19 protein-coding genes are annotated in these 23,087 nt (G+C 54.5%); 16 read left to right on the forward strand and 3 right to left on the reverse strand.

Annotation, left to right across the window (positions count from 1 at the left end):
- Positions 1-100 precede the first annotated feature (100 nt).
- The 7 genes from F557_RS20280 to F557_RS20290 all read left to right on the forward strand — a co-directional run bounded on the left by F557_RS20280 (position 101) and on the right by F557_RS20290 (position 10,150).
- Positions 101-5,338, forward strand: coding sequence for a PKD domain-containing protein (locus F557_RS20280; protein WP_019002958.1), 5,238 nt, complete (start codon positions 101-103; stop codon positions 5,336-5,338).
- 203 nt (positions 5,339-5,541) lie between these two features.
- Positions 5,542-5,784: a heavy-metal-associated domain-containing protein gene (locus F557_RS0114590; RefSeq protein ID WP_019002960.1), complete on the forward strand. Its 243-nt coding sequence runs from the start codon at positions 5,542-5,544 to the stop codon at positions 5,782-5,784.
- A 40-nt stretch (positions 5,785-5,824) separates the two neighbouring features.
- Entirely contained in the window at positions 5,825-6,289 is a 465-nt protein-coding gene (locus F557_RS0114595) for a transcriptional repressor (protein ID WP_019002961.1), read from the forward strand.
- An 86-nt stretch (positions 6,290-6,375) separates the two neighbouring features.
- Positions 6,376-7,542, forward strand: a complete 1,167-nt coding sequence (locus F557_RS0114600) for an aminotransferase class V-fold PLP-dependent enzyme (protein ID WP_019002962.1) — start codon at positions 6,376-6,378, stop codon at positions 7,540-7,542.
- Positions 7,539-8,882 (forward strand): hypothetical protein, encoded by a 1,344-nt coding sequence (locus tag F557_RS20285; protein WP_019002963.1) that lies wholly within the window; start codon positions 7,539-7,541, stop codon positions 8,880-8,882. Before F557_RS0114600 ends, F557_RS20285 begins: the two co-directional genes overlap by 4 nt.
- An 89-nt stretch (positions 8,883-8,971) precedes the next feature.
- Positions 8,972-9,403: a nucleoside-diphosphate kinase gene (gene ndk / locus F557_RS0114610; protein WP_026297941.1), complete on the forward strand. Its 432-nt coding sequence runs from the start codon at positions 8,972-8,974 to the stop codon at positions 9,401-9,403.
- Between the two features lie 9 nt (positions 9,404-9,412).
- Positions 9,413-10,150 carry an NAD-dependent deacylase gene (locus F557_RS20290; protein WP_019002965.1) on the forward strand — a complete coding sequence of 246 codons (738 nt, stop codon included), beginning with the start codon at positions 9,413-9,415 and terminating at the stop codon, positions 10,148-10,150.
- Between the two features lie 3 nt (positions 10,151-10,153).
- Here the strand turns inward: F557_RS20290 and F557_RS22375 are convergent, their stop codons facing one another.
- Positions 10,154-10,303: a hypothetical protein gene (locus F557_RS22375; protein ID WP_019002966.1), complete on the reverse strand. Its 150-nt coding sequence runs from the start codon at positions 10,301-10,303 to the stop codon at positions 10,154-10,156.
- Between the two features lie 92 nt (positions 10,304-10,395).
- Between F557_RS22375 and rlmN the strand changes: the two genes are divergently transcribed.
- From rlmN to F557_RS0114665, 9 genes are all read left to right on the forward strand, one after another.
- Entirely contained in the window at positions 10,396-11,496 is a 1,101-nt protein-coding gene (rlmN, locus tag F557_RS0114625; RefSeq protein ID WP_026297942.1) for a dual-specificity RNA methyltransferase RlmN, read from the forward strand.
- An 18-nt stretch (positions 11,497-11,514) separates the two neighbouring features.
- Positions 11,515-12,309, forward strand: coding sequence for a tetratricopeptide repeat protein (locus F557_RS0114630; RefSeq protein ID WP_019002968.1), 795 nt, complete (start codon positions 11,515-11,517; stop codon positions 12,307-12,309).
- A gap of 20 nt (positions 12,310-12,329) precedes the next feature.
- The gene (locus tag F557_RS0114635; RefSeq protein ID WP_157617917.1) at positions 12,330-13,652 is read left to right on the forward strand and encodes a helix-turn-helix domain-containing protein; all 1,323 of its coding nucleotides are present in this window, start codon (positions 12,330-12,332) and stop codon (positions 13,650-13,652) included.
- A 36-nt stretch (positions 13,653-13,688) separates the two neighbouring features.
- Complete coding sequence (gene ispG, locus F557_RS20295) at positions 13,689-14,801, forward strand: flavodoxin-dependent (E)-4-hydroxy-3-methylbut-2-enyl-diphosphate synthase (RefSeq protein WP_019002970.1); 1,113 nt, start codon at positions 13,689-13,691, stop codon at positions 14,799-14,801.
- Between the two features lie 12 nt (positions 14,802-14,813).
- Entirely contained in the window at positions 14,814-16,082 is a 1,269-nt protein-coding gene (gene hisS, locus F557_RS0114645) for a histidine--tRNA ligase (protein WP_019002971.1), read from the forward strand.
- 19 nt (positions 16,083-16,101) lie between these two features.
- The gene (locus F557_RS0114650) at positions 16,102-16,809 is read left to right on the forward strand and encodes a YfgM family protein (RefSeq protein WP_169335214.1); all 708 of its coding nucleotides are present in this window, start codon (positions 16,102-16,104) and stop codon (positions 16,807-16,809) included.
- Between the two features lie 68 nt (positions 16,810-16,877).
- On the forward strand, positions 16,878-18,104 hold the full coding sequence (gene bamB / locus F557_RS0114655) for an outer membrane protein assembly factor BamB (RefSeq protein WP_019002973.1): 1,227 nt from the start codon (positions 16,878-16,880) through the stop codon (positions 18,102-18,104).
- Between the two features lie 67 nt (positions 18,105-18,171).
- Positions 18,172-19,806 (forward strand): ribosome biogenesis GTPase Der, encoded by a 1,635-nt coding sequence (gene der, locus F557_RS0114660; protein ID WP_044143687.1) that lies wholly within the window; start codon positions 18,172-18,174, stop codon positions 19,804-19,806.
- Between the two features lie 6 nt (positions 19,807-19,812).
- Complete coding sequence (locus tag F557_RS0114665) at positions 19,813-20,214, forward strand: YchJ family protein (RefSeq protein ID WP_019002975.1); 402 nt, start codon at positions 19,813-19,815, stop codon at positions 20,212-20,214.
- Positions 20,215-20,622: 408 nt separating this feature from the next.
- Here F557_RS0114665 and gdhA read toward each other — a convergent pair whose 3' ends face one another.
- Entirely contained in the window at positions 20,623-21,969 is a 1,347-nt protein-coding gene (gene gdhA, locus F557_RS0114675; protein WP_026297944.1) for an NADP-specific glutamate dehydrogenase, read from the reverse strand.
- 641 nt (positions 21,970-22,610) lie between these two features.
- Complete coding sequence (locus tag F557_RS22380; protein WP_157617918.1) at positions 22,611-22,748, reverse strand: hypothetical protein; 138 nt, start codon at positions 22,746-22,748, stop codon at positions 22,611-22,613.
- Between the last annotated feature and the right edge of the window lie 339 nt (positions 22,749-23,087).

Raw genomic sequence — 23,087 nt, forward strand, 5'->3', positions numbered from 1 at the left:
CTTCTATGAAAATATTTTCCCGGAATGTAGAATGATAAGTTAACCGGGATCCTTCCCCATGTTGAATATTCCTTGCCAATTAGCCTAAGAGTTGACACCTATGAAGAACAAGCCTTCTACTTTTCATCCCCGGGCACTGACCGTTGCCATCGGTCTTGCCATGGCTCTGCCGGGTCTTACCCTGTCGCAGGATGCCGAGGCCGTGATTGCCGCCACCCATATTTACCACAATCACATGCCTAATTTCTGGCCGTACTATGACACCTCCACCTACAAGTCGGCCGCCGTGGGAAGCCCGATCCGCTACACCTATGACGGCGGAGCTCTGCTGCTCAAGACCAAAACCCCGGCTGGCTACAAGTATCTCCTGCCTTCGGGGCAGGCGATGCCGCATGACAACCTGGAGCAGTACTACATGCGTCCCGCCAAGCAGTATGCCTATAATGACTGGCCGGCTCAGACCGCCCGGGCCAATAACCGCAACCATCCCCAGAGTCAGACTCACGTAACCATGTCGGCTGCGGTTATCAACAACCTGCAGGATTTCGCCGAGAGGGGCACCTTTCCAAGCTATTTTCAGCCTGGCTGGGCCAAGTCCTGGAAGGAAACCGTAGGCAGTGTCAAGACCACCAACGGCTTTAACGCCCTGGATCCCATTCACTTCACCGGGCATCATTCCATGGGACCTCTGGTAGGACCGGATTATTTCCTCAAGGATCTCATCTATCAGAATGTCACTCTGCAGCAGGACTACTTCCTGGGATCCCAGTTTAAGTCCTCCAAGGGCTTCTTCCCCACGGAGCTCGGATTTTCTGAAAGACTGATTCCGACTCTTAAGAAGCTGGGTATCGAATGGTCTGTAATGGGCAACAACCATTTCTCCCGGGCTCTCAGAGACTATCCGTACAATCATGCCAATCCGGCGTATGACACCCTGGTTTCCCCGCCCAACCGTGCCGACCTCCAGAATGTTTACGAAAAGGGAGCCTGGGAGCATGTGGGAATGGCTCACGAGCAGCAGAATATTCTCAATAAGTTCCCGTTCTGTGCTATTCCGCACTGGGTGCAGTACGTAAATCCGGAGACCGGCGAGATTTCCCAGATTGCCGGCATTCCGGTGGATCAGAACGGTTCATGGCTGGAAGGCTGGGAGGGCCAGGCCACTGCCTCCAACGAGATTAACCGTCCCAGCTACGAGAAGGATGCCGGCGGGAGAACTATGTATTTCGTTATCGCCCATGACGGCGACAACGGCGAGGGGCGTGCCGGTTCCCTGGATACCTGGATGGCCTCCGGCAGTGAATATTCCGTTCCCGGGGTAGTAGGTATGGGCGTTCAGGAGTATCTCCAGGCCTATCCTATTCCCGAGGATGATGTTCAGCACGTGCAGGACGGCTCCTGGGTAGATACCCGTGATTCCTCCTCAGACCCGGACTGGTACCACTGGCACATTCCGATGGGGGTCTGGACCAAGGGGCAGCTGGCAGCCTTCAATAAGGCCAACGGTACCGAATTCGAGGCGCCGACCAATTTTGCCGGCACTCCGTTCGGTCATGCAGTTTCCCTGGAATACGGCTATCATTATCTGGAAAGAAACTTCGCCATTCTGCAGGCTTCTCTCAACTATGCCAAAACCGCCGAGCAGATCTGGCTGGACACCCACCCGAACTACTGGTCTCCGTCCACCGATGCCGAAAAGCAGGTTACCTATGAGGGAAATCAGCTTAACCCCTACATGATGTCCTACCCGGTAAAGGGTGATGAAGCCAATGATTACAAGGGCGGCGCCAACCCTGCCGAGCTGGCCTGGTACTTCCTGATTTCCTCCATCGATTCCGGATTCGGCTACTATGACGAAAATACCGATGACAATGTCAAGCCGTCTCTGGGCTTCAATCAGTCGCTGTTCTTCTCCGAGCCTTACGTTTCCAGGAATCTGGCCAAGGACAGGACCGGTCCTTCCATGTGGTGGGTGCAGCGCTATCCGACCAACCCGGGTTCCGCCAATGCCGGCAAGGCTGAAGGCTGGACTCCGGCCTATGCCGACAACACCTGGGCCGTCTATACCTATGCCTATGATGTCAGCGGCATTAAAGATGTGAAGGTCTATGTCCGCGCCCATAAGGACAAGAGAATGTCTCCTACCGACATTGCTCCCCGGGTATACAATCCGAAGGCCTTTACCGGTCAGCCCAATGTGGACGTTAATCAGGTGGGCGAGTGGAAAGTATACTCCACCAAGAAGCGTGAGCTGACTCCGGTCATGAACGGTGTGGCCTGGCAGGACAACGATGTTTCCAAGAACTATCAGGTGCTTCCGGCCCAGAAGATCGGCGATACCTACTACGCCTATATCTCTGATTTCCGGGATCAGCTGGTGGATTACTACATGGAGGCCACTGACAACCTCGGCAACGTAACCCGCAGTGAAATCGGCCATACCTATGTCGGTGCCGGCCGCTACAAGCAGGAGGGCGGTGCCTATATCGAGGATGTGAACGGCGACATCGAAGGTACCCACATGTTCTTCACTGACGGCAATGTGGTGCTTACTGACAAGGTAACAGTCTATGCCAAGCCGGCTGCCTCCGATACCGGTGCCGTATTTATTGACTACAAGGATTCCGGCACCGGGGACTGGAGTTCCGTGTCCATGAGCGACTACAAGGGATCCGGCTACTTCAAGACCACGGTTTCCTACACCCGTGATGCCGGCTGTGCCAGTATCAGGATTCACAACAGCGGCGAAAACACCTTCTATCCTTCTGCTGACGGCAAGTGTCTTTCCAAGGGCACCTATACCATCGCCCAGAACGGTTCGGTAACCGAGGGGGCTCCTACCGACATTCCCAACAATGCCACTATTTACTTCAGGCCTTCAGTTTCTGATCTGACCAAGGTGTGCATTCACTATCGCGGCACTCCGGGCACCGAGTCTGACTGGACCAAGGTTCCGGGCGAGGAAATGTCCGATGCCGGAAAGGGCTGGTACAAGAAGGATCTGAACTTCGGTGCCGACAAGACCGGTATTGAGTTCCTGTTCAACGACTGCGGTAATAGCTGGTACAAGAATTCCAGCGGCGGCAATTTCACCATTACCTCCGTTCAGGATACCTCTGTTGACGGTACCAAGCTTTCTGACGGCATGCCGGAAGAGCTGGATACCAGAAACAAGGCTCCCAAGGCGGTAATTGCCGGCGGTTCTGCCATTACCATTGCCAAGGGCGCCTCTGCAGTGCTGGACGCCTCCGGTTCCACCGATCCTGATGGCACTATTACTGCCTACAAGTGGAGCACCGGTGCAACCACGGCGAAGATCACTGTATCTCCGGAAAAGACCCAGACCTACACTGTTACCGTTACTGACAATAACGGGGCGGTTTCTGCAGCCTCGGTTACCGTGACCGTGGAATCCTCCGACTGCGTTCCGGTGCCCAATGCCACCGCTCCTATCGTGGCCAAGGTTAACGGGCTGGGGGTTAAGCTCTGGACTGCGCCCGGCGAAAATGACGGCTGCGGCCATGCGTTTGACTATCAGAACATCAAATGGGATTTTGGTGACGGTGCCAGCGGTACCGGAAATGAGGTAAGTCATACCTACGCCAAGTCCGGCGAGTATGTGGTTACCATGACCAAGAATTCGCCGTCCGGCAATACCATGACCGGTACGCAGAAGATTCAGGTAGCCTCCGCTGATGATATTGTTGATGTCAGGGCCGTGATTACCGCTTCGGCCACGGAGATTTCCCAGGGTGAAACCGTAACGCTCAGTGCTGCGGGATCCTCCGGTGCCGGGCTGACCTACTCCTGGAATACCGGTGAGACCTCTGCCTCCATCAAGGTATCTCCCAAGGCTACCACCACCTACGTACTGACTGTTACCGACCGGGAAGGCCGGACCGCTCAGGAGGTGGTAACCGTAACGGTACGCGGGGTGGAGAATCATGCTCCGGCTGCAGTAATCGAAAGCTCTGCCAGTGTGATTAAGGCCGGTACCGCCGTGGTGCTGGATGCCTCTGCCTCCAGCGATCCTGACGGTGACAGAATCACCTACAAGTGGAGCACCGGCGAAACCACTGCCTCCATCAGGGTAACTCCGGAGGAGACTGCCCGCTACTCCGTGGTGGTGACTGATGACAAGGGGGCCTCTGCCAGCGCTTCCGCAGAGGTTACTGTGGTTCCGCCGTCCGAGAATCTGCCGCCGGTGGTTTCCGTAACTCCGAAGACTGTTGTTACCAGTGTTAACACTGTTAACGAGTTTGTGGCTGCCGCTTCCGATGATGGCGAGATTGTCAGGTACTCCTGGATGGTAGACGGGGTGGAAATGGCCTCCGGCAAGGTAACCACCTTCAGGCATGAGTTTACTGCGGCCGGCTCGCACCGGGTAATGGTAGTGGTCACAGACGATGCAGGGGTGGTTGACTCCGCTGAGGCCACTGTTGAGGTTGGTGCCGCAGGAGAGATCATCGGTGCCGTGGATATCGAAGGGCCTGCCGAGGCTAATGCTCTGAGCAGAGTAATGTTCTCGGCTGCCAATGCCACGGTTTCCGGAGAGAGCAGCATAAGCAAGTTCGTCTGGGAGGTTGACGGCGAAAAGCTGGCTGTTAACAATCCGGTGCTGAACTGGACATTTGCCAGGGCCGGCAGCCACCGGGTTTCTGTAACCGTGTATGACGATAGCGGCAGGGCTGTGGCCAGTGATACCCATTCCGTATACGTAAAGGGCTACTGGAAGGAAGGCGAGGTGCCTGACTTTACCTTCGGCAGCGGCAACGGCGGCAGTCATACCGGGAAGATCGGCGTGGTTACTGCTGACAGCGGCAATGTCGAGCCTCTGGAGGTCTTTGTCGGCAAGCTGTTTACCCTGGTTGTCGAAAAGCTTGACATGACCTATCAGGTGTACCGCAAGACAGACGGTGCAGTTTCCCAGGCCGCCTCGGTGCAGGGAATGGAGGGCTATCAGCTCTGCCGCATCACCGGTAACGGCGTGGTGGACTGCAATGCCGCTTCCGGTGATGACTATATCACCGTGAAGAAGGGGGACGAGCTGGCTCTGGACTTTGCTGAATCCGGCGAATACCGGCTTCTGACTGAAGGAGTTGATGCCACAGCTCAGGAGGCAGGCGTCTTCTCAGGCTACATTCCGCTGACGGTCGCAGCTGCGGATGCCGCCAATCCGGATGATTCCGGCACTGCCCCGGATTCCGACTGGGAGAGCGGTTCCGACAGTGATTCCGCAGGTTCCGGCGGCAAGAAGGGCGGCGGTGCCATGGATGCGCTTTCTCTCTTCATGCTGTCTCTGGGAGCTCTGTTCCTGAGAAGAAACAGAAGGAAGTAAGAGCCGGATAGCGCTTTATAAATAGCAATGGCCGCGGGATGGTGTTCCGCGGCCTTTTTATTGGCGGCGCGGGAACGGGAAAATTCATTAAAGTCTCCGGATCTCCCGGTATGGAAAACAGTTCGGTGTTGCGCCGCCACCGGTAATTTGCTATATTCCGAAGGACGTGAGTTTTTTCAGCGGTTAGGAGGCGGTCAGGAATTATGCGTTGCCGTTTCCGGATTGTCGGCATTGACTGTCCTCTCTGTTCGCTGGCTCTGGCCCGGAGCCTTTCCGGGCTTAAGGAGCTTTCGGCGGTAAAAATGCCGTTTCTGGGAAATACGGTGGACATTGAAACCGGACTTTCTCCGGAGGAACTCGGGAAGCTTCTTTCCGGGGTTTCGAAAAGACTGCACGGACAGGTGGAGTTTATCCCGCTGGAACCCGGGGAAGTCCGGCCTGTTTGATGAAAAAGAGTTTCGGATTCCGCGGCAAGGGGAGGCGGCTATGACAGATTCAGCAGAATTGCACAATGAACAGTTTCAGGTAAAGGAAGCCAAGTCCCGGTGTCTGGAAAAACTGAAGGAAGCCGGGGTCCGCATGTCCCGGCAGCGCCAGGAGCTGGTGAATCTCCTGTTTTCCGGCAGCTTCTCCTGTGTCAAGGAGCTTTACTACGAGGCCCGGGAGAAGAATCCCGATCTGGGCATCTCCACAGTCTACCGTTTTCTGAATGTGCTGGAGGGGCTCGGGATAATTTCAGGAGGCCATGGCTTTGACATCAATGCCTGCCGCAAGTGCAGCTTCCGTCTGGGCTCCGTCAGGGATTCCCGGGGGGTGGATGTCACCGGGTGCGACATTGACCTTCCGGAGCTTCTCCGCCTCGGTCTGGTGGTCAAGGGCCTTATCCGTTCTGATGAAAAGATCGATGTCACCACCATTGACGATTCGGTGCATATTTCGGTAAAAAAATGAGGCTGCGGGTATAATGCCCGCAGGGAAAGTGACCGGAATCAGTTTCCGGTTTTTTGTTTTGAGAATCTATAGCAGTCATTAGCCAGATGAAGTTTCCAGTATATTTAGACAATGCCGCCACGACTCCGGTGGATCCCCGGGTGGCGGAAAAAATGAGTTCCTGCCTGACCATGGACGGGGTGTTCGGAAATGCGGCTTCCAAAACTCATCTTTACGGATGGCAGGCGGCGGAAGCGGTGGATATTGCCAGAAATCAGGTGGCGGATCTTGTCGGGGCTGATTCCCGGGAAATTGTGTTCACCTCGGGGGCCACGGAAAGCGACAATCTGGCGGTGACTGGACTGGCCTTCAGATTTCAGGGCGGAACCAGAAATGTTATCGTAACCTCTGAAATCGAGCATAAGGCGATTCTGGATTCCTGTAGCTTTGCCGAGCGTCTCGGGTATCAGGTTGTCCGCATTAAACCGGATCGCGAGGGGCGGATAACTCCGGAAATGCTCCGGGAGCATCTTAGTGACCGGGTGCTTCTGGTAACTCTCATGCAGGCCAACAATGAAGTTGGAACGGTTAATGATATTAAGGCCCTGGCGGAGACTGCCCATGAGTATGGCGCCCTTTTTCATTCAGACTGTGCCCAGAGTGCCGGAAAGGTCAGTATTGACGTCCGGGAAATGCCGGTGGATTACCTTTCGTTTTCAGGACACAAGCTCTACGGTCCCAAGGGCATTGGCGCCTTCTATATCCGGAATGATGCGCCCCGTCCCGAGGCCGTGATTCACGGCGGCGGTCATGAACGGGGACTCCGGTCCGGGACTCTGGCGGTGCACCAGATCGCCGGAATGGGGCTGGCCTATGAGCTGGCCCGGCAGAGCTTTGCGGCAGAAAATGCGAGAGTTGCGGCACTTCGGGAGCGTCTCAGACACGGACTCTGCTCTCTTGCGGGAGTGTCCCTGAACGGCGCGGCCCGGGATCGGCTGCCCGGAAATCTTAATTTAACCTTCCGGGGCGTGGACGGGGAGCAGTTTCTGCTGACCCTGACCAAAATTGCGGTTTCCACCGGCTCGGCCTGCACCTCGGCCGCGGTAGAGCCCTCGTATGTGCTGCGGGCACTGGGGCTTTCTCCTGCCGATGCGCATGCATCCATCAGGTTTTCATTGGGAAGGTTCACCACGGAGGAGGAGATTGACTTTACCGTGGATTATGTGAAGACGGAGTATCTGAAACTCAAGGCAAAGGGAGATTTCTGGAAATGACAGAACAGTCAGAAGAAACAGCTGAGAACAGGATCATTGATGTATATCTGATTGCCCGGGAGCATCTGCCCGCCTGGTATCCCCGGGGACAGAGCATCTCTGTTCTGGAGGACGGGATTGCGCTTTCTTCCGAAAAGCCGCTGCCGCCTCCCGGGGAGCTTTCCCGGGACTTTTTAAGATTTGTCCGGAAGTCTGCCAGAACGCTGGCAGATCGGAATTTTAACAGCGTGAGACTCCGGGATTCCCCGGATTTTGTCTGGGATCCGGAGAGCTCCTTTGCCTTCAGTCAGGGGTTTCGCACGCTGAACCGGAAGCAGAGCCTGGCTTTTACTCCGGAGGTGGCGGGGAATTCCGGTTTTCAGGATCTTCTCGGGGTTACTGCCTGGGTGCGGGACACTATCGATCTTCCGGGGAACCTCCTGACTCCGGATTCGTACCAGAAGGAGCTGGAGAAGCTTCAGGAACTTGCCGGCGGCAGATTTTCCATAAAAAAGATTTCCGGTTCCGAGCTGGACAGTGCCGGGTTTTCAGGAATTGCCACCGTAGGGCAGGGCAGTGTAAATCCCCCCTGTCTTTACATTCTGGATTACGCGCCCTCCGGTGATACGGCACCGGTTTTCATGTCGCTGGCGGGGAAGGGCATTACTTTTGATACCGGCGGCTACAGTCTCAAGCCTTCCGGGCTTATGAAGTCCATGCACAGTGATATGGGCGGTTCCGCCACCGTGGCGGGAGCGCTGGCTCTTCTGGCCCTGTCCGGTTTTCCGGGACGGGTCAGAGCCTATCTTGCCTGTGCCGAAAACATGATTTCCGGAAGTGCCATGCGTGTCGGGGACATTATCCGCTACCGGAACGGCAAAACCGTTGTTATTGACAACACCGATGCCGAGGGCCGGCTGGTTCTGGCGGATGCCCTCCTGGCGGCGGCCGGGGACGGGGGCTATATTCTGGATGCCGCCACTCTCACCGGAGCGGCCAAGGTGGCACTGGGCCGGGAGTATCATGCCGTGCTCAGTCTCAGCGACAGTCTGGCGGAGTCCTTTATTAGAGCAGCCGGCAGTGTCAGTGAATATGCCTGGAGACTGCCTCTGGAGGAGTTCCATCTGGACCTTGTAAAGTCCGGACTGGCCGATATTACCAATTCGGTGCCGGACGGGCCCGGAGCCACCACTGCGGCGGCATTTCTGGCGCAGTTTGTAGCAAACCGGGAGAAGTGGCTGCATCTTGATCTTTCCGCCTCCTATCAGAAAACCCCCGGATTCGGCTATGGTCTCGGGGCCCGGGGACACGGAATAAGATCTATCGCCCGCTTTGTGAAAGATCTTTGGGGTTTCCGGTAAGGAAGATCACAAATGAGGAAAGCTCCGCGGTTTCGGGGCTTTTTTTGATCTATGCTAGGAAAAAATTTTTCAGAAGAGCGAGGTTTTACATGGCTATTGAACGTACCTTTTCTATTATCAAGCCTGATGTTGTGGCCCGGAATCTTATTGGAGACATCTACCACCGTTTCGAAAATGCCGGACTCCGGGTGATCGCTGCCAAAATGGTGCATCTGAATCATCAGGAGGCAGCCGGATTTTATGCTCATCTGCGGGAAAAGCCGTTTTTTGAGGCTCTGATGGATTTTATGATGTCCGGACCGATTATGGTTCAGGTACTGGAGGGGGAGGATGCTGTAAGAAGGCATCGCGAGGTTATCGGAGATACCGACCCGCGGCATGCCAGAGCCGGCACGGTCAGGGCGGACTACGCCACCTCGATAGATCAGAATGCTGTGCACGGATCGGACTGTCTTGAGGCCGCCGAGCGCGAGATTTCGTATTTTTTCACCGAGGATGAAATCTGTCCCCGAACCAGATAGGTGGCGATTATGACTGACATCAGGAATATTGTAATTCTTACCGGAGCCGGAATATCCCAGGAATCCGGTATCCCGACCTTCAGATCCGAGGACGGACTCTGGGAACAGCACCGGGTGGAGGACGTGGCGACTCCCGAAGGCTATATCAGGAATCCGGTTCTGGTACATAATTTCTACAACCGGCTCCGGAAGAATCTGGCCGGCGCTGAGCCGAATTCCGCCCACCGGGCACTGGCCCGTCTGGAGCGGGAGTGGCCGCGGGGATCGGTCACGGTGATTACCCAGAATATTGACGATCTGCATGAGAGAGGAGGCTCCCAGAAGGTTATCCACATGCACGGCGAGCTTAAGAGTATTCTGTGCAAGGCCTGCGGTGCTCACTCCGTATGGGACCGGGATTCCTCGGAGGATGATGTCTGTCCGGTGTGCGGCAGAAAGGAGCTCCGTCCTGATATCGTATGGTTTGGAGAAATGCCGTATTTTTCCGAAGAGATTTTTGAATACCTGGCCTCCGGCAGTCTGTTTCTGTCCATAGGCACCTCGGGGGCGGTTTATCCGGCGGCGGGTTTTATCAGCACCGTAAACCGTCTTCATTACCCCTCTGTGGAGTTTAATCTCCGGCCGTCCCTGCAGCATTCCAGCTTTACCTTCAGCGTTTACGGCAAGGCCGGTATCACGGTGCCCGATTTTGTGGACAAACTGCTGGAAAAGGGCAGCATTGATTTTCTGAAAAAAACAAAGGTGTAATCTTTAAAGCTTTCCGGAGATGCCCTTCCCCAGAGGACCGCCATCTGGCGGTCTTTTGGGGAAGGGGGCTCCCGGACCTCCGGCAGTGATTCTCTTAAGTGCTTCAGAACCAGGTACGGCTGTCTTTCCGTACCATGCAGGGCTGGCCGTCATTTTTCTTTCCCCGTCTCCCTGTGTCGTGAAATGACACCGGTGGCTATCTGTGATAGAATCCCGCCTTGGTATTGTTTGATCCGAGCGGAAAAATGGCTGACGCAAAAATTAATCTCATGGACCTGGATCATGAGGGGCTTAATAAATTCATGCTGAGTCTGGAAGAGAAGAAATTCCGGGCCGATCAGCTTATGAAATGGATATACCAGTTCGGGGTTACTGACTTCAGTCAGATGACCAATATCAACAAGGTTCTCAGAGAAAAACTGGCCTCCCTGTGCGTTATCAGGGCTCCGGAGGTCAGAGCCGAAAACCGGGGCTCTGACGGAACCGTTAAATGGGCTTTGGATGTCGGAGACGGCCAGCTGGTGGAGACTGTCTATATCCCGGAGGATGACCGGGCGACACTCTGCGTGTCCACTCAGGTGGGCTGTCCGGTGGGCTGCACCTTCTGTTCTACCGGGCATCAGGGCTTTAACAGAAATCTCACCACCAGTGAAATTATCGGCCAGGTCTGGCGGGCCACGGAAGCTATAGGGTTCACCCCTAATCCCAAATACCGGGCCATAGACAATGTGGTGCTGATGGGAATGGGGGAGCCGCTCCTTAACCTCAAAAATGTCATCCCGGCTGTTAATATCATGCTGGATGATTTTGGATTCGGCCTTTCCAAAAGAAGAGTGACCATTTCCACCTCAGGAGTGGTGCCGGGAATTCTGGAGCTTATCGGAAAGGTGGATGTGGCGCTGGCCATATCCCTGCATGCCCCGAATGATGCTCTGAGAGACCGGCTGGTTCCCCTTAATAAAAAATACAACATTGCCGAGTTTCTGGCAGCTGCCCGGAAATATGTTAATTCCTCTAATGCCAACAGCGGCCGTGTTACTGTAGAATATGTGCTTCTGGCGGGGGTTAATGATTCCGAAAAGGATGCCGAGGAACTGGCAAGGCTTCTCAAAAGCACTCCCTGCAAAATCAATCTGATACCGTTTAATCCGCATGGCGACAGCACCTTTATGAAGCCGACCCGGGAAGCTCAGCAGAGGTTTTACCAGGTACTGTATGATCATGGCTATACGGTAGTTACCAGAAAGACCCGGGGAGACGATATCAAGGCAGCCTGCGGCCAGCTGGCAGGCGAGGTCAGAAATAAACTGAAGGCTGCTGCCGGAGAAGAGGCACAGCCGGAGTGATTTTTTAGGAAGTTGATTATGATGAGATTATGGGGTTTTCTGCTGCTTTCGGCAGTGCTCGCCGGATGCGTTACCAGCAAGGAAGTGGTAATAGGCAAGGATGCTGACGGTAACGATATTGTCAAGGAAGTGGGCGTCATTGATTACAAAAAGGCGTCTCTGGCCAGACTGCGGCTGGCAAATGCCTATATCGCACAGAAAGACATGACCAAGGCGAAGGAGAATCTGGAGATTGCCCAGGGCTATGACCCCGACAGCGAAATTCTGTACCTGTCCTGGGGCAACTACTATGAAACCGTAAAGGACTACGTGAAGGCCCGGGAGACCTACGAGGATGCCTATAAGAAGTTCCCTTCCTCCGGAAATACCATGACCAGGTATGCAAACTTTCTTTGCAGATCCAATGAAATGGACCGGGCCGAGGAGCTTTATAAGAAGGCCGTGGAGATTCCCAAATATACCAGTATCGGCTATACCTATGCCAGTGCTGCCCGCTGTGCTGCGGATCATGATCAGAATGACAAGGCCGGAGCCTATTTCGAAAAGGCCAAGCAGTACGGGGGCTCCGATCCGAATACCCTGTACAGCTATGCGGTCTGGAGCTACAGTCAGAACAACTGTCAGAAGGCGCAGGATCTGATTGGTACCTTCGGGCTCTTTGTTAAGGATCCCAGTCCGCAGGTTCTGGCTCTGAGAATAAAAATTGAAAAATGTCTGAAGCATCATGAAGAGGCTTCAGATCTGGGGGTAATTCTTACGAAAAGATTCCCCCGCAGTCAGGAGGCCCGGGATTATACCAAGGGCAAGTTTTAATATTCATACTATTGGAAAAAATGACAGACACTAATATCGAACCGGAAAGCGGAGCCTCTCCGGCTGCTAATCTGGGAGCGCGGCTTCGGGCTCTCCGCATCAGGCATAATCTTAGTCTTATTGATGTTTCCGACAAGCTTAAGATCAGAAGTCATGTGCTTAACGACATGGAGAACGGGAATTTCAGGCACCTTAAAGAAGGTGAATGCCTTGCCTATGCCCGTTACATGGGGATTGATCTGGCCGAGGTGCGGGCGATTCTGGCCGCTGGCGGGAGTTCCGGGGCTTCTGATGACGGTTCCCGGCTGCGCAGTATCCGCACCGGAATCGGTATCGGCGCTTTGGCTGTTATTGCCGTGGGAGTGGTGCTTCTGATAGCTTCCGGCGGTTCTGACAGCAAGCCCGAGGCGGAAAAGGCCCTGGTGTCGGAGCCTCTGAGAAATGGCTCTGAGGTTCTTCCTGCAGGAGAGGAGCTCAATCTCTCCGAGATCAGCAAAGGCAGAGACACTGCCGTGCTTCCGGAAGCTCCTGCCGTAAATGATCCGGAGCCTCCGGTGATTGAACCGGTGCCTGTCGAAATTACTGACGATCCGCTGCTGTCCGGCGTGCAGCCTGGCGATGAACCGCCTCTGGTGCTGCCTGCTCCCGAAACTCCGGAGACAGTGATTCCCTCTGCGGGGCCGGAATCCGGCGTGATTACCTTTGATGAAGAGCTCAAGGCAGCGGGAAATCTCCCGGACTCTCCGGCTATGACCCCGCCGTCTAAAAAGGAGAGTTCCGGGAAGGATCTTTCCGGAAAGGAAAACCGTAATCCCAACGCCGGCTACGCCTCCAGAAAGCCGGCAGCCCAGCAGAATTCCGGAAATCCGGCGCACACCCGCCCAGCCTCCGGCAAAACCGGTGCGCGGCAGGAGCCCCCGAAAAAGCCGGCCCCGGTGCAGACTACTTCCCGGAAACCACTCCGGGCCGGAGAGGTGCGTTCTCTGGCAGATGAGATGGGGGTTAAGAAAACAGCAGCTCCCGCAAAGCCTGCGGCTCCTAACGGGAAGACTCAGGCCCCGAAGCCCGCCAAGGCTCCTGAAAAGCCGGCAAAGACTGCTCCCGGCACAGGCCCCCGGAACCTGAACTCCCGGCCTGCCGGTTCCGCTCCTAGTTCCAGAAAAGGGCAGCCGGCGGCTCTCAGATCCGGTGAGGTGCGTTCTCTGGCAGCTGAACAGGGACGGACTACCGCACCGGCAGGAACGACCGCCAGTGCAGTAAAGGTGAGACAGGTTTCCGGAAACGGCCGGGTTTATGATCCTGACGAGGTCAGAAGAAAGGCTGATCTTGTTATGAAAAACTAAGCCGGATCCGCCCCCGCGGAGGAGAGTTGAGACAGTATGAACTTCAATGAGATAACACGCCGCAAGAGCAGGCAGATAATGGTAGGCAATGTTCCGGTGGGCGGCTCTGCCCCGGTATCGGTGCAGAGCATGACCAATACCGACACTGAGGACACGGCTGCCACGCTGGCGCAGATCCGGGCTATTGCTGCAGCCGGTGCCGATATTGTCAGAGTCAGCGTGCCCAGCATGCGGGCGGCTGAGGCTTTCAGGGAAATCCGGGCCGGATCTCCGATACCGGTAGTGGCGGACATTCATTTTGACTACCGGATTGCCCTTAAGGTAGCTGAATACGGGGCTGACTGTCTCCGCATTAATCCCGGCAATATCGGCAGCGAGGAAAAGACCAGGGCAGTGGTGGAGGCGGCCCGGGAAAGGCACATTCCCATTCGCATCGGAGTAAACGGCGGTTCTCTGGAGCGGGATCTTCTGGAGCGCTACGGCGAACCGACGCCAGAGGCTCTGGTGGAATCGGCCCTGCGGCATGTGGACATTCTGGACAGAATGAACTTTCCGGATTTTAAGGTCAGTGTCAAGGCCTCGAATGTTTTTCTGTGCTACGAAGCCTATCGGCTTCTGGCCGCAAAAATTGATCAGCCGCTCCACCTCGGAATTACGGAGGCCGGAGGCTTCAGGAAGGGCACTGTTTTAAGCGCCATGGGGCTTTCATGGCTTCTCAGGGATGGTATCGGCGATACTCTCAGGGTGTCCCTGGCGGCGGATCCGGTGGAGGAAGTCAAAGTGGGCTTTGACATTCTCAAGGGACTGGGGCTCCGTTCCCGCGGCATCAGCTTTGTGGCCTGTCCCACCTGCTCCCGCCGGGGGTGTGACGTGATTGGCCTGGTGAATGCTCTGGAGGAACGTCTTCAGGATATTACCGACAATATCACGGTGGCTGTAATGGGCTGTATCGTGAACGGCCCCGGGGAGGCCCAGCGGGCCAACCTGGGCATTTGCGGCGCCAAGGACCGCAGTGTCTACTATGAGGACGGCGAGAGAAAGGAGCTTATTCCTAATTCCGAGCTTCTCCCGGCTCTGGAGCAGAAAATCAGAAGCTATGTTAAAAATCATCCGGGGAAGGCATCCCGGGCGGTTTCAGAATCAGACTAAAAGGAAAATACCGTGTCAGCAAAAATTACCGCCATCAGAGGCATGAACGATCTTGTGCCGGGGCAGAGCAGTGTCTGGGAACAGGTTGAAAAAACGCTGGTGGAAACCGCCGGCTCTTTCGGGTTCAGCGAGATCCGGACCCCTGTTATTGAAAAGACCTCGCTGTTTTCGAGAGCCATCGGCGAGGTTACCGATGTGGTGGAAAAGGAAATGTACACCTTTGAGGATCGGGACGGCGACCTGCTTTCGCTCCGTCCCGAGGGCACCGCCGGCTGCGTGCGGGCCTGTCTGGAGGACGGCCTTATCCACAATCAGGAGCAGCGTCTCTGGTACCGCGGCCCCATGTTCCGGCACGAAAGACCCCAGAAGGGACGCTACCGGCAGTTTCATCAGTTCGGCATTGAGGTTTTCGGTCTCTCGGGCCCGGATATCGATGCCGAGATTATTGCCTTCTCGGCCATGCTGTGGAAAAAGCTGAAGCTTACGGATCATGTCCGGCTGGAGCTTAATTCTCTGGGATCTCCCGAAGAGCGTGCCAGATACCGGGATTCCCTGGTGGCATTTCTGGAGAAATACCGTTCTGAGCTGGATGAGGATTCGCAGAGAAGAATGTACACAAATCCGCTCCGGGTACTGGACAGCAAGGATGCCAGGACCGGAGAGATTCTTGCGGATGCTCCCGCACTGGCTGAATTTTTCGGGACAGAGACCCGGGCTCATTTTGACGGTCTCAGGGAGCTTCTCGACGGTCTCGGGATCAGCTATGTCATAAACGACCGTCTGGTCCGGGGGCTTGATTACTACAATCTTACAGTATTCGAATGGGTAACTGCGGCTCTGGGCTCCCAGGGCACTGTCTGCGGCGGCGGCCGCTATGACGGGCTGGTGGAGCAGCTGGGGGGACAGCCCACTCCGGCCATCGGATGTGCCGTGGGGCTGGAGCGGCTCGTGCTGCTCCTGGAGGCTCTGAATCTGGTACAGGAAACTCCGGCGGTGGATGTCATGGTGTGTTCCATGGGAGAACAGCCGGCCCGGGAGGCTCAGTATCTGGTCAACCGGCTGCGTTTTGAGCTTCCGGAGGTGCGCTTCATGCTGCACTGCGGCGGCGGCAAGGTCAAGAAGCAGATGAGCCATGCCGACCGGGTCAATGCCCGGCTGGCCCTGATTCTCGGAGACACGGAGGTGGCCGGACATTCCGCCACCGTGAAGATTCTTTCCAGCGGCGAACAGCAGACTGTCCCGGAATCAGATCTGGCCGCATTCATTAAACAGCATATTTAAAATCCCCGGAGGAATGAAAGTGGATATTTTAGAAGAAGACGAGAAGCAGCGGGAAGAAGAGCTGGAGAAATGGTGGAAGGAAAACTGGAAAAGCATCTTCGGCGGAGTGCTTTTGGCAATTTTCCTGATAGTTTCGGTCTATTTCTACAGAGATTATGTGACCAGGCAGCGTCAGCACGGTGCCAACGAATTTTATTCGGTGGTGCTGAATGGCGACATTAATGATCCTAAGGGGCTGGAGTCCGTTAAGGACTTTATTGCCGGTCATAATGATGTCTACGGTGAACTGGCTGCATCTGTGCTGGTGAAGTCTCTGGTTTCTGCCGGCAAATATGAAGAGGCTCTGGATAATCTCCGGAATGCCATCGGCAAGGGCAATGACACCATTCTGGACAATCTTCTCAGAATCCGGGCTGCCCGTCTGGCAGTCACCCTCAAAAAGTATGATGAGGCAGAGGGTTTTCTGAAAGCGGCAAAGGATGAAGCGGTAAAGGGCGTGGTTACCGAGATCCGCGGTGATATCGCAGCCGCTCAGGGCAAGCGTGAGGAGGCTGTGGCCCTGTATCGCGAAGCTCTTGGCATGGTGAAGGAAGGTTTTGAGAAGCCGGGCCTTAAAATGAAGTACGAAAGCCTTCTTGCCGAAAAGGGCGTGAAGCCGGCTCCGGAATTCGTTGCTGCCGCTGCTTCCGGGAAGGAGCCCGAGGCTCCGGCCGTTCCGGCAAAATAGGAAGTTCCGGCACGGGATCCCCGGGATCTCGGCGGAAGGATGACAGTCTTGCAAAAAGGGCGTGACAGATGAGGGATTTATTCAGACACCAGGTATACAGACTGCTGGCAGCGGCCGTGTTCGGCGCCGGTCTTGCCGGGTGTTCATCCGAGGTGGACGTGTATGTGCCGGTACCGGTTCCCGAGTTTGAGAATCAGATCCGGCTGGAGGTGGCCTGGAGCTCCTCGGTGGGTTCCGGGGTCGGCAGATTCTACTCTGCGCTGCATCCGGCCTTTGACGGAGAACGGGTGTATGCCGCTTCCCGCAACGGTGATGTTTATGCCTTTGACAAGAAGGACGGCGGCCGGCTGTGGCACCTGGATCTGGATGACGAGGATGAAAACGACGACCGCCGTTCTGCCAGGATTTCAGGCGGTATCACGGTGCGTGAGGACTTTGATACCTCGCTGGTTCTTCTGGCCAGTGAAAACGGCTGGGTTTATGCCGTGGACGGAGCGAAGGGCGAGCTTATCTGGAAGCACTTTACCGGTGAGGAGATCCTGACAGCTCCGGCGGTGGACGGGGATCGGGTTTTTGTACTGTCTTCTCACGGCCAGCTTTTTGCGCTTAACGCCAGTGACGGTTCCCGGATCTGGGCTACGGGGGATGATTCCGCCCAGTTTGCGGTGCGGGGAGACTGTGCTCCGGTGCCGGTACAGGGGGCAGTAGTCTTTTACGGAACCTCCGACGGCAAGCTCAATATTGTCAATCAGGAGCGCGGCGTCTTGCTGAATCAGATCAAGGTAGGGGTTCCTCACGGCTCCACCAGGCTCTCGCGGCTCAACGATGTGAATGCGTCTCCGGTGGTTATCAGTGACGAGCTTTATGTAATTGCTCTTAACGGCCAGTTCCAGGGGCTCAGCCTGCATAATCCCTCCCGTCCCATGTGGGTAAGGCAGTATTCGTCAGTGGCCACCCCGGCCTATGACCTCAGTGACATTGCCATTACCGATCAGTCCGGGCATGTTTATGCGGTGATCCGCACTGACGGCTCTGAGCGGTGGAGCAATACCCGTCTGACCTACCGGAATGTTACCGGTCCCGCCTATGCAGGAAGCTATGTGGTGGTGGGGGACTACGAGGGCTATCTTTACTGGCTGGACAGTGCCACAGGTGATTTCCGGGCCAAGCTCCAGCTTAACAGCTCCGGTATTTATACCGCCCCGGTAGCGGATGACGATACTGTATACGTAGTTACCAGAAACGGCAATCTTTACGCGGTCCGGGAAAAACAGGATTCCGAATCTCAGGATTAGTGTTGCCGGGGTTTTGCGGGTTCCGGTCTTCGGACCGGAGCTTCTTATTTTAAAAAGGAAAAAGTTCATGACAAAAGTAGTGGCTCTTGTAGGGCGGCCGAATGTAGGCAAATCTACTCTGTTTAACCGTCTTACCAAAACCAGGGATGCTCTCGTGGCGGATTTCCCGGGGCTTACCAGAGACCGTAAATACGGCCGTGCCATGTATCAGGATCATGAATATATTCTTATTGATACCGGCGGCATTGACGGCAGCGAGGAGGGCATTGAGACCCATATGGCGGATCAGTCCCTGCAGGCCATCGATGAAGCGGATCTGGTGCTGTTTCTGGTGGATGCGAAATTCGGGATCTCCGCCGGGGATTACATGATTGCCGACTATGTCAGAAAGCAGCAGAAAAAGGTTACCGTGGTGGCCAACAAGGTGGACGGCATGGATCCGGACGTGGCTATCGGTGAATTCTATGCCCTGGGACTTTCCGGTGAAATCTATCCCATTGCTGCCGAGCACGGCCGCGGTGTCGGGATTCTTCTGGATGAGGTTCTGGCCCCGGTTCTTAATGACGAAGCTGAAAAGCCCCGCTTCGAGGTGGGCCCCTTTGATGACCCGGAGGCTCTGGAGTGGGAAAAGGGCTTTGATTTCCTGGATAATGTTCCGGTGGACAAGGAGGCCGGCGGCTTTAACTGGTATGAGTGGAAGCAGCGGCACAAACCCGGTCAGGAAAGCGGCACCGAGGAATCCCAGGAGCATGCGGAAGCTCCGGCGGAGGGAAACGCCTCCTTAGAGGAGGAGGTTCCCTTTGCGGATCTGCCGGTGAAATTTGCCATTGTGGGACGTCCTAATGTGGGGAAGTCCACTCTTACCAACAGAATGCTGGGCGAGGATCGGGTAGTGGTGTATGACGAGCCCGGCACCACCCGCGATTCAATTTATATTCCTCTGGATCGCGATCGGGATCATTACATAGTAATCGACACTGCGGGAGTCAGAAAGCGCAAGAAGGTTACTGTGGCGGTGGAAAAGTTTTCCGTAGTAAAAACTCTTCAGGCTATTGAAGACTGCAATGTGGCTCTTTTGGTAATTGATGCCAATGCCGGAGTCACGGATCAGGATCTCAGCCTCCTGAGCTTTATTATTCAGTCGGGACGGGCTTTGGTTATTGCCGTTAACAAATGGGACGGTCTTACTCAGGATGTAAAGGAAAAGATAAAGAACGAGCTCAATCTCCGGCTGGGATTTGTGGATTTTGCGGAGGTGCACTTCATTTCCGCTCTGCATGGTACCGGGGTGGGAAATCTGTTTGATTCCATAAAGAGAGCCTATGCTTCGGCCACTACCCGGGTTGGCACCTCCAAGCTGAACCGGATTCTGGAAATGGCTGTCCGGCAGGTGGAGCCTCCCATGTCCGGCGGCCGGCGCATTAAGCTGAAATATGCTCATGCCGGCGGCTATAATCCTCCCCGCATTATTATTCACGGCAATAAGACCCGGGATCTTACCGATTCCTACAAGAGGTACCTGACAAACTATTTCCGGGAGAGTCTTAAGATCGTGGGCACTCCGGTAAGTCTGGAATTTCATGAGGGGGATAATCCCTATGAAAACAAGAAGAACAAGCTTACCCAGAGTCAGATCCGGGCCAAGAGACGGCTTATGAAGTTTGTGATGTCCAAAAAGAGAAAGGCAGCCAGAAAGGGATAAGCGGACATGCAGAAATATGATTTGACGAAGTGTCCCTGCGGCAGCGGTAAACCGTATCAGGAATGCTGTGAGGAACTGCATTCCGGCAAAAGGCAGGCTGAGACCCCGACGGAGCTTCTGCGGGGCCGCTATACCGCCTATGCTCTTCAGAACGGGGATTATGTGAAGGCCTCCTGGCATCCGGATTTCTGTCCCGCTGTTCCGCCGCGTTTTATGGTTTCGGATTACAGGAAGATCAAGCTGACCCGTCTGGAGATTCTCCGGGAGGAGATAACAGGGGATACCGGGGTGGTGGAATATATTGCCAGACTCCGGGTGGGAACCAGATTTGACTACATCCATGAAATTGCCAATTATGTGAAAACCGGAGGAAGATGGTATTATACTGACGGAAATCAGCTCCACTGATTTTCCCCTCTGGTTCTGAATGCTTTCCGGGATGGTGTCCCGGATTTTTTTTGCGAGAACCGCAGAAAAGGTCATCTCCCGATTTATAAAATCCCGGAAACTCCGGTTATGTTTTCAGAAAGACTGTTTATGGCTCTGTCCGGTTCAGTATTTGTCACACGTTGTTGCTGCACACTTTTTGCCACTCTTCTTTTTCCTGACAGTTTGTTCCTCCTGTCAGTTATTTCCCTTCTCTTTATTCAGTCAGAATCATGCCTGTCCCGCGTATTTATGTTGCGGTAATGGGGGCCCCGTTTATACAGGAACCGGCAAACCCGCGGGCTATCTCATACATAAATTTAAAGGACAAAAAAAGAGGGATTTCCGGAAAAACCCCTCTAACATGTCAGAAACGTTCTGGTTTAGCTATTAAACGATGCCCTGAGCATACATAGCCTTGGCAACCTTGAGGAAGCCGGCAATGTTGGCACCGGAAACCAGGTCGAACTTGTTGCCAGTATATTCTTCAGCAGCCTGGGAAGCGTTCTTGTAGATGCTTCTCATGATGTCATGAAGCTTGTTGTCAACCTCTTCGAAGCTCCAGCTCAGGCGAGCGGAGTTCTGAGACATTTCCAGAGCGGAGGTAGCAACACCGCCGGCGTTAGCAGCCTTGGCAGGAGCGAAGATAATGCCGGCCTTCTGGTAAAGGGCGATGGCTTCGTTGGTGGAAGGCATGTTGGCACCTTCGCCGACAGCGTATACGCCGTTGTCCAGGAGCTTCTGAGCGCTTTCAGCATTGATTTCGTTCTGGGTAGCGCAAGGAAGAGCGATGTCAGCCTTAACAGTCCAGATACCCTTGGAGCCGTTGGAATCAGCAACATAGGTGGCATCCTTGTGGGTGTTGACGTATTCGCTGATACGGGCACGCTTAACTTCCTTGAGCTCGTGGATAAGCTTGAGGTCAACGCCGTTGGTATCAACAATGTAGCCGTTGGAGTCAGACATGGCGATAACCTTGGCACCGTATTCGGTAGCCTTCTCGGCAGCATAGATAGCAACATTGCCGGAACCGGAAATGATAACGGTCTGATCCTTGAAGCTCTTGCCCTGAGCCTGGAGAGCTTCGTTCATGAAGTAGCAGAGACCGTAGCCGGTTGCTTCGGTACGGGCCAGAGAGCCGCCCCATTCGAGTCCCTTGCCGGTGAGAACGCCGGTGTACTCGTTGCGGAGACGCTTGTACTGACCATAGAGGAAGCCGATCTCACGGCCGCCAACGCCGATATCGCCGGCAGGAACGTCAGTATCAGCACCGATGTGCTTGCTGAGCTCGGTCATGAAGCTCTGGCAGAAAGCCATGATTTCACGATCGCTCTTGCCCTTGGGATCAAAATCGGAACCGCCCTTGCCGCCGCCGATAGGGAGGGTGGTAAGGCTGTTCTTGAAAATCTGTTCGAAGCCGAGGAATTTGATGATGGAAAGGTTTACGCTAGGATGGAAACGGATACCTCCCTTGTAAGGTCCGATAGCGCTGTTGAACTGAACACGGAAGCCGCGGTTAACACGAACATTGCCCTGATCGTCAACCCAGGGTACGCGGAACATGATCTGACGCTCAGGTTCAACGAGACGGTCAACGATGCCTGCCTTCAGCCATTCCGGGTGCTTTTCCATTACAGGTTCAATGGTGTTAAGAACTTCCTGAACGGCCTGATGGAATTCCGGCTGATCGGGATTGCGTGCTAAAACGCTGTCATAAACGTGCTGTAAAAGTTTCATAGGATTTTCCAATTCAATTTTGGTCTTCAAAAATGGCTGGGAGACATTTCATTCCTTTTGAATGTTCCTCAACTTCCGGAGCGGAATTATAAACGAGAGAATTCGCAAAACGCAAACAATTTTTTGCGAAGTCGTTCAAAAAATTCTTTTTTTTAACAAGAGTTGCATATTTGATAATGTGTGAATGTGAGAAAAATGCGGAAATGATAAGGTTAACAGGCTGAATTTGCACAAATATTCCACAAAAATAGGTGTTTATCATGTGGAAAATGTTGTAATGGTGGAAGTTTAAACATTTATTTGTGGAAGCTTGTATCAAATGTTGATTCCCGGAAGAGGGGGGGATCGGATAGTCTGTCCAGACTGCGCCCAGTGAGAGGTTCTCTTCTCCTAATTATTATTTATCGCTTCTTAACACCGGTAAAGCGGTGATGTGGAAGCATGATGAGCCGGTGCGGAGTATTCCTGACTGTCAATGGGGAGGCTCCTCCTGGCAATAACAGACAAAACTGCCGGGCATTGACAGCAGACAATGCCATAGCAGAATCAGAGATGGGAGCTCAGAAGGAATTACGGCGGTCGGGGAGAGAATTGTCCGGCAGAAATAAAGAAGGAACCCGGAGGTTCCTTCTGAGGATGTGCTAAATGCCGTTTTCGATATGAATGGTATATAGGACGTGTCTTCGCTGACGGTTTCTTTTTTTCTGGAGCGAGAGCGGGTTGCGGTGTCTTGAGATGCGGTTCGCCAGAGGCCGCATTAGTCTTCTTGTTCTGCGCACGGAATGCCTCCTTCCTTAATCAGTCAGTGCGAATTCGCCGGGTATTTTACGACTTTGCGGAATGAGTTACAACGGAGGACATGACGTTGGAGAGAACGAGCCGTTTCTTCTGAGGCCTTTCCGGTATGTCCTATCCGGATGCCGCAGAGCCCGGAGATCCGGCGTTATAAGCCCGGAACGGCAGATGTTCGCAGGCGGACGGGGCGGATTTCGCTCTCATTCTGCGATGATCCCCTGTCTTTATTTTTGTGCACAAGTTCACTATAATTGCACTGTCATGCAGCGATCCCCTGGGTCGTGTCCAGCTCTTTGAGCATCTCTGTTCACCTGTTTTGAGAA

Origin of the sequence: Succinimonas amylolytica DSM 2873 (assembly GCF_000378405.1) — a bacterium.
Taxonomy (GTDB): Bacteria; Pseudomonadota; Gammaproteobacteria; order Enterobacterales; family Succinivibrionaceae; genus Succinimonas; species Succinimonas amylolytica.

What these genes read in the sequence shown, in the direction of transcription:
- F557_RS0114635 (WP_157617917.1), top strand. Translation starts at nt 12,330, where the DNA reads ATGACAGACACTAATATCGAACCGGAAAGCGGAGCCTCTCCGGCTGCT.
- ndk (WP_026297941.1), top strand. Translation starts at nt 8,972, where the DNA reads ATGGCTATTGAACGTACCTTTTCTATTATCAAGCCTGATGTTGTGGCC.
- ispG (WP_019002970.1), top strand. Translation starts at nt 13,689, where the DNA reads ATGAACTTCAATGAGATAACACGCCGCAAGAGCAGGCAGATAATGGTA.
- F557_RS22375 (WP_019002966.1), bottom strand. Translation starts at nt 10,303, where the DNA reads ATGACGGCCAGCCCTGCATGGTACGGAAAGACAGCCGTACCTGGTTCT.
- F557_RS20280 (WP_019002958.1), top strand. Translation starts at nt 101, where the DNA reads ATGAAGAACAAGCCTTCTACTTTTCATCCCCGGGCACTGACCGTTGCC.
- F557_RS0114630 (WP_019002968.1), top strand. Translation starts at nt 11,515, where the DNA reads ATGATGAGATTATGGGGTTTTCTGCTGCTTTCGGCAGTGCTCGCCGGA.
- bamB (WP_019002973.1), top strand. Translation starts at nt 16,878, where the DNA reads ATGAGGGATTTATTCAGACACCAGGTATACAGACTGCTGGCAGCGGCC.
- F557_RS20285 (WP_019002963.1), top strand. Translation starts at nt 7,539, where the DNA reads ATGACAGAACAGTCAGAAGAAACAGCTGAGAACAGGATCATTGATGTA.
- F557_RS0114665 (WP_019002975.1), top strand. Translation starts at nt 19,813, where the DNA reads ATGCAGAAATATGATTTGACGAAGTGTCCCTGCGGCAGCGGTAAACCG.
- rlmN (WP_026297942.1), top strand. Translation starts at nt 10,396, where the DNA reads ATGGCTGACGCAAAAATTAATCTCATGGACCTGGATCATGAGGGGCTT.
- F557_RS0114590 (WP_019002960.1), top strand. Translation starts at nt 5,542, where the DNA reads ATGCGTTGCCGTTTCCGGATTGTCGGCATTGACTGTCCTCTCTGTTCG.
- gdhA (WP_026297944.1), bottom strand. Translation starts at nt 21,969, where the DNA reads ATGAAACTTTTACAGCACGTTTATGACAGCGTTTTAGCACGCAATCCC.
- F557_RS0114595 (WP_019002961.1), top strand. Translation starts at nt 5,825, where the DNA reads ATGACAGATTCAGCAGAATTGCACAATGAACAGTTTCAGGTAAAGGAA.
- der (WP_044143687.1), top strand. Translation starts at nt 18,172, where the DNA reads ATGACAAAAGTAGTGGCTCTTGTAGGGCGGCCGAATGTAGGCAAATCT.
- F557_RS20290 (WP_019002965.1), top strand. Translation starts at nt 9,413, where the DNA reads ATGACTGACATCAGGAATATTGTAATTCTTACCGGAGCCGGAATATCC.
- F557_RS0114600 (WP_019002962.1), top strand. Translation starts at nt 6,376, where the DNA reads ATGAAGTTTCCAGTATATTTAGACAATGCCGCCACGACTCCGGTGGAT.